The sequence below is a fragment of the Sinomicrobium endophyticum genome (assembly GCF_052983315.1).
The window spans coordinates 34753-41341 of the sequence record NZ_JBRKIS010000027.1; the positions used below are offsets into that span (position 1 = coordinate 34753).

The window sequence follows — 6589 nt, forward strand, 5'->3', positions numbered from 1 at the left end:
GCAGCGTGGAGTTTTGGGTAAATTTGTATAATTTTCGTTTCTGCAGGTAATCCGGATACGTTTACCTGAATAACAAATACCGGTGTTTGAATGAAAAAAACGCGTTTATATGTTTTCATTTTTTTGGGAATAAGTGTTGTCGTCCTGCTGGCGGGCTTTGTTTCGCTACAATATTTTTATCGATCGGCGGAGAGAAGCCTGTGGGACACTCAGCTGCAATCCGGGCAAAGGGAAACCAGGGAAATAGCGGTGCTCCTGGAACAGCAATTGCGGGCGGGATTACCGGAAGAACAGGTAATACGTAATCTGCAACAAAGTATTCTGAATACCGATATCAGGAGTGAGTTTATCTGTATGTACAATACGCAAGGCATAGAATTGTGCCACCCCGATCCTGCTTTGGTGGGACAAAAGATAGGCGAAAACAATTCCCGTTTCTATCTATCTGAAAGTGAAAAGGAAATTGCCTTCAGTGAAGTATTGCGATCGGGAGAACAGTATGAGGGCATACGATCGTTTTCCGACCCTGCCCGTTCTTCGGAGATCGTCAGTATATATCCGGTAGGCGGAACGGACTGGATGGTGGCATTTCACGCGAATATTTCTGTTTTGCAAACCCAGTTGTCCGGTTTGTATAACCGCTTCATGCTGGGAGCTTTCCTGGGGGCGCTTGCTGTTATTTTGTGTTGTTTCGGGATAGTGCGGTGGATATACAGAAAATATGAGAAAGCCACGGAGGCGGAAAAAAAAGAACTTACCGAAAAGGTGAACCAACTGACCGCCTTCAATGAAAGTCTCAGGGCTTCGAGAGAAAAATCAAAAGAACAGTCCGTTACTGCATTGATAGAAGAAGAAACGGCATCCCGGAAGCGGATAGTGACGTACCATAAGGACGAAATGGTGGCCATACAAGTAGAAGAGATCGCTTTCTTTAACCTGGTAAACGGTATGACCTATATACATACTTTTTTCGGACAGAAATTTCAGAGCAATAACAGCCTGGACGAATTGATAAAACAAGTAGGGCCGGATAGTTTTTATCGTGCCAACAGGCAGTTTCTTATTAATGTACAGGCGATAAAAAACATATGGGTGTATGGAAAAAACCAATTACGGCTTACTGTAGAGCCGGATACAGGTGAAGCTGTAGTGATAAGTAAAAATAAGGTGGCAGAGTTCAAACAATGGCTGGACAGGTAGGAAGAATTGGTTGCAGGTTACAAGTTACAGGTTCCGGTTATAATTTTCTGTTATTACAGGCGTAGTGCAACCTATAACCTGCAACCTCTCCTCAATATCGCAATTTGTCAGAATATCGCCAAAAATCTTACGTATAAATACCTATTCTTAAAAAAAACACCTGTTTTTGAGACTTATTGTCTAATTTTTTTGTAATTTTTCACACCATTATATGGCAGTTCACACCCAATTTATTTTTCTTTGATATATAAAATCCAACCAACAACATGAAACACCTTTACTTTTTTAAGTACTCTGATACCCCATCTTCGTCAGCAGTTTACACAAAACAGAACATTGGGTACAAACCTGTTAAATTTCATAATCCGAAAAACACGTATTAACCTCCCTAAGGGGGGAGTATACCCTTGTGTCTGTAACACCATTGGTCCTTACGATTATAAGTACTGTTTTTTTAGCAGGTTATCTTTCATTACCGTGGTTTGTTACGCCCCGTACCTATCCTGATCCGGGATAATTTGTCAAATCCGGGAACGTAAACAACAAGGGAAAAAACGCCACTACAAAAACAACATACAGAAAACCAATAATAAACTTTAAAAACAAATCACAATGGACGAATTTATCGGTACAATTAAATTATTCGCAGGAAACTTTGCACCCAAAGACTGGGCTTTCTGCAACGGACAATTACTTGCTATTGCACAAAATCAGGCCCTGTTCAGCATACTGGGAACTACCTACGGAGGCGACGGGCGGACCACCTTTGCCTTACCGGACCTGAGAGGCAGAGTGCCTGTGCATGCAGGCGCGAGCCAGGGGCCGGGTGTGAAAGATATACGGCTTGGTGAAGCAGGAGGCACAAATAACAATACCCTGTTAATAACCAATATACCACGTCATAACCACTCTGTTATGGCGAGTAATCAGCCCGGGACATCCGGAGACCCTACCAACAACTATCCTGCCAATACCGGTGCTACCGACAAGGAATATACCGAGAATGCCAACACGGCCATGAACCCGCAAATGACAGGTGCCACAGGAGGAGGACAGCCGGTAAACAATATGCAGCCCTATCTGGGATTGAATTATATCATTGCCCTGTACGGGATTTATCCACCCCACAATTAATACAGGTTCCGTCAGACGCTAACAGATCACTTATGAAAAAATTTTTACTGTATTCTTTCTTATTCGGCTTAAGCTCGTTTTCACAGGTGTTTGGTCAGAATATTACCTATCACGGATGCCTGAATGCGGGCTTTAGTTCCGAATATACCCTGAATGCCAGTGGAAATATCACGGACGATGGTATTAACCGGACGATATATAAAAGCGACCCTAATCAGGGAGATTTCGGAGAACTTATTATTATCAAATGGAATGCAGCATCAGACAGGTGGGAGATCTATTTCAATGCCGTAGACGGAGACGATGGACCGAATAACGAACTGTTATATTCCAGTACCGTTGCCACCCATCCCAATCCGCCCAATATAGCCATTGGCAACTGGACAAACCAGGATGGCTATAATTGCGATCCATTGGATGCTGTACATGGCGAATTAAGCGGTGCTGTAGAAGACACGGCGCCCAACTTTCCGCCGGTGATTACCACTTCCGGGGGTACGACAGTTTTTCAGGAAGGTGATGATCCTGTAGTTATAGACGGTGGATTAACACTCTCGGATGCAGATCACGCCACATTAGCTGGTGCAACCGTAAGTATAACAGCTAACCTTAGTTCGGGAGAAGATATCCTTAGCTTCAGCAATACCGGTTCTGGCATGGGCAATATTTCTGCCGGCTATAACACAGCTTCGGGCGTGTTGACACTCACGTCTGCCGGAGCCACAGCTACGCTGGCGCAATGGCAGTCCGCACTGCGTGCCGTTACCTATAATAACACTTCGTCAAATCCGGATACCGCAAACCGAACAGTAAGTTTTGTGATAAATGACGGAACAGCCAACAGCAGCCCGGCGACAAAAGTTGCCGAGGTGCTGGCAGTCAACAATGATCCTACCATATCCGGATTGCCCACAAATGTCTCTGTACTGGAAGATGCTACAGAAGACGAATTCGATATTTCTTCTGCCACAATAAGCGATGTCGATGCCGGATCAGGAGCCCTTACATTAACCCTGGATGCAACAGGAGGAAAATTCGATGTAGCCTCAGGAACCGGAATTACACTTACCGGCCATCTTACCGGTCACCTGACACTTACCGGTAATTTAACAGACTTAAACCATTATATCAGTATTCCCAGTAACATGTATTTTATACCCGATCCGGATAGCAATGGTAATGACGCTGCCGTAGTGCAAATATCCATTAATGATAACGGAAACACCGGAGCAGGAGGAGGGAATAATGTTTTTCTCGGCACGGTCAATATAGATATCACTGCCGTAAACGATGCACCCGTTGTAGTGGCGCCATCAACCATTGCGGTCAATGAAGATACACCCACAGCGCTCACCGGTATCAGCTTCAGTGACGTAGATGCAGGCAATGCCGATGTCACGGCCACACTTTCCGTAGACAGCGGTACGTTTTCCGCTACATCCGGCGGAGGCGTAACCGTTACCGGATCCGGAACAGGAGGCATGATACTTTTGGGGTCTATTGCAGACCTCAATACGTTCATCGCCTCGGGAGGGGTCAGTTTCACTACGGCACCCGATGCCACAGCAAATGTAACCCTCACCGTGGTTATTAATGACGGCGGTAACACCGGGTTGGGCGGGGCCAAACAAGATATTACAACAGTTACGCTGATGGTAACAGCCGTAAACGATGCACCGGTAAATACCGTGCCGGGCAGTCAAACGGTCGATCAGGACCATGCACTGATATTCAGCACCGGTAACGGTAATGCCATATCCGTTGCAGATGCCGACGCCGGCAACGGCACGATAAGAGTAACATTGGTGGCGGTCAATGGCCTTATCACCTTGTCCGGGAGCACCGGGCTGTCATTTATCGAGGGTAGTGACACCGCCAGCGCTACTACGATCTTCGAGGGTACTATAGCTGCTATCAATTCAGCCTTCGACGGAATGTTCTTCATGCCCTCCGGAGGCTTTAGCGGGGCGGCCAGCCTGCAGATCATAACCAATGACCTGGGATTGACCGGGTCCGGCGGTGCGCAGGAAGACGACGATATTATTGCCATTACCGTAAACTCCGTAAACCCGGTAATTTCCGGGGTGCAGGCCAACAACCCGGATGGGACATATAAAATCGGCGATGTGATCACAGTAACGGTGGCGTTCGACCAGGCCGTCACTGTCCATACCGCCGGGGGTACACCGGGCTTGCTGCTGGAAACCGGAAGTGTAGACCGGCAGGCCATATACGTTTCCGGTTCCGGTTCCAATACACTGACATTCCATTATACCGTTCAGGCAGGAGATATAAGCCCCGACCTGGATTACACATCCACAGCAGCGCTGGCGTTGAATGGCGCTACCATACAGAATGCTTCCGGTGATGATGCGGTACTGACACTACCCGCTGTTGGCGGCGCCAACTCCATAGCCGGGCAACACGATATTGCGATTGACGGAGTGGCCCCGGCAGTAACATCCGTTCATGTACCCGCCAATGGTTATTATCAACACAACGATGTATTAACATTTACGTTGAATTTAAACGAAAATGTAATCGTGAATACCGGTAGCGGTATCCCTTATCTGGAACTTACCATAGGTGCCGTAATCCATCAGGCAGCCTATGTTTCGGGTAGCGGTACCCAGGCCCTGACGTTTACCTATACCGTACAGCCCGATGACAAGGATCTTGATGGTATCGCCCTGGGGAGCACACTGGTATTAAACGGTGGTAGTATAAACGATGCCGCCGGAAATAATGCGGAACCCACCCTGAACAATATAGCGCCAACCAACAATATATTTGTATACAGTACGGTACCTTCCGTTATCCTTTCGGGAACACCCGGTACAAACACTCCTTTTACATTGACAATAACGTTCAGTGAGGCAGTTACCGGTTTTATCGTTGCGGATATCAGCGCAGGTAATGCCATGTTGAGCAACTTACAGACAGCAGATAATACAGTGTATACCGCACTGGTTACACCCACGGTTGACGGGGAGGTAAGCCTCCAGGTGCCGGCCGATGTAGCGGTAAACATTGCAGGAAACGGCAATACGGCATCCAATGTTTTCCGTTATGATTACGATACAACAGCTCCTGTAGTTCCGGAAGGACTGGAAGCCGTACCCGGAGATAGTGAAGTAATACTGAACTGGACAGCCAACCCGGAGAGCGACCTGGCGCATTATAAAATCTATGGCGGCACAACAGCCGATCCGACTACCTTACTCGAAACAGTCAATACTCCGCTAACCACCTATACACATGGCGGACTGACTAACGGTACGAGGTATTATTACCGGATATCGGCGGTGGATAATGCCGGAAATGAAAGCGAAGAGACTGCCGGTGTAAATGCCCTGCCAAAGGGCAACCAGGCCATTAGCTTTGATGCTTTAACCGATCAGACCTATGGCGACGCACCTTTCGCCTTAACCGCTACAGCCTCTTCCGGCTTAACAGTCAGTTATACGAGCAGCGACCCTTCGGTGGCATCCGTTTCGGGTGATATACTAACTGTACACCAGGTGGGAACAGTAGAAATAACCGCAAGCCAGGCAGGTAATGATATGTATAATGCGGCCACAACCGTAGCCCGGTCCCTTATTATTCATCCCAAAGCCATTACAATAACCGCCGGGGACCAGACTAAGGTCTACGGGGAGGATGACCCTGAATGGACATACACCTATAGTCCGGAGTTAGTTTCGGGTGACAATTTTAGCGGGACATTGGAACGTGTGCCGGGTGAGGACATCGGCGTTTATGCTATAGAACAGGGCACACTGGCCCTGAATCTGAACTATGAGCTGACTTTTGAAGGTGCCAATCTGACCATCACCCCGGCCGTTATAACAGGTATTACCTTTAACGACGGTAGTTTCGTATACGACGGCACCGCCCGGTCACTGTCTTTGGAAGGAACCCTCCCGGAAGGCACATCGGTAAGTTATGGCAACAACAGTCGTACAGACGTTGGTACACAAGAAGTAACCGCTACGCTTACCGGCACCAATTACGAAACGCTGGAACTGACCGCCAATCTGACGATCACCCCGGCCGTTATAACAGGTATTACCTTTAACGACGGTAGTTTCGTGTACAACGGCACTGCCCGGTCACTGTCTTTGGAAGGAACCCTCCCGGAAGGCACATCGGTAAGTTATGTCAACAACAGCCGAACGGATGTTGGTACACAGGAAGTAACCGCTACGCTTACCGGCACCAATTACGAAACGCTGGAACTGACCGCCAATCTGAC

At 47.7% G+C, this 6589-nt stretch carries 3 protein-coding genes; all 3 read left to right on the plus strand.

All coding sequences use genetic code 11. The features are described from left to right. Positions 1-90 precede the first annotated feature (90 nt). Positions 91-1200 (plus strand): LytR/AlgR family response regulator transcription factor, encoded by a 1110-nt coding sequence (locus tag ACVBDU_RS11380; RefSeq protein ID WP_447179877.1) that lies wholly within the window; start codon positions 91-93, stop codon positions 1198-1200. 612 nt (positions 1201-1812) lie between these two features. Continuing rightward, positions 1813-2334, plus strand: a complete 522-nt coding sequence (locus tag ACVBDU_RS11385; RefSeq protein WP_447179878.1) for a phage tail protein — start codon at positions 1813-1815, stop codon at positions 2332-2334. 32 nt (positions 2335-2366) lie between these two features. Further along, positions 2367-6589 (plus strand): MBG domain-containing protein (locus ACVBDU_RS11390; RefSeq protein WP_447179879.1); only part of this gene is annotated, 4223 nt, incomplete at its 3' end.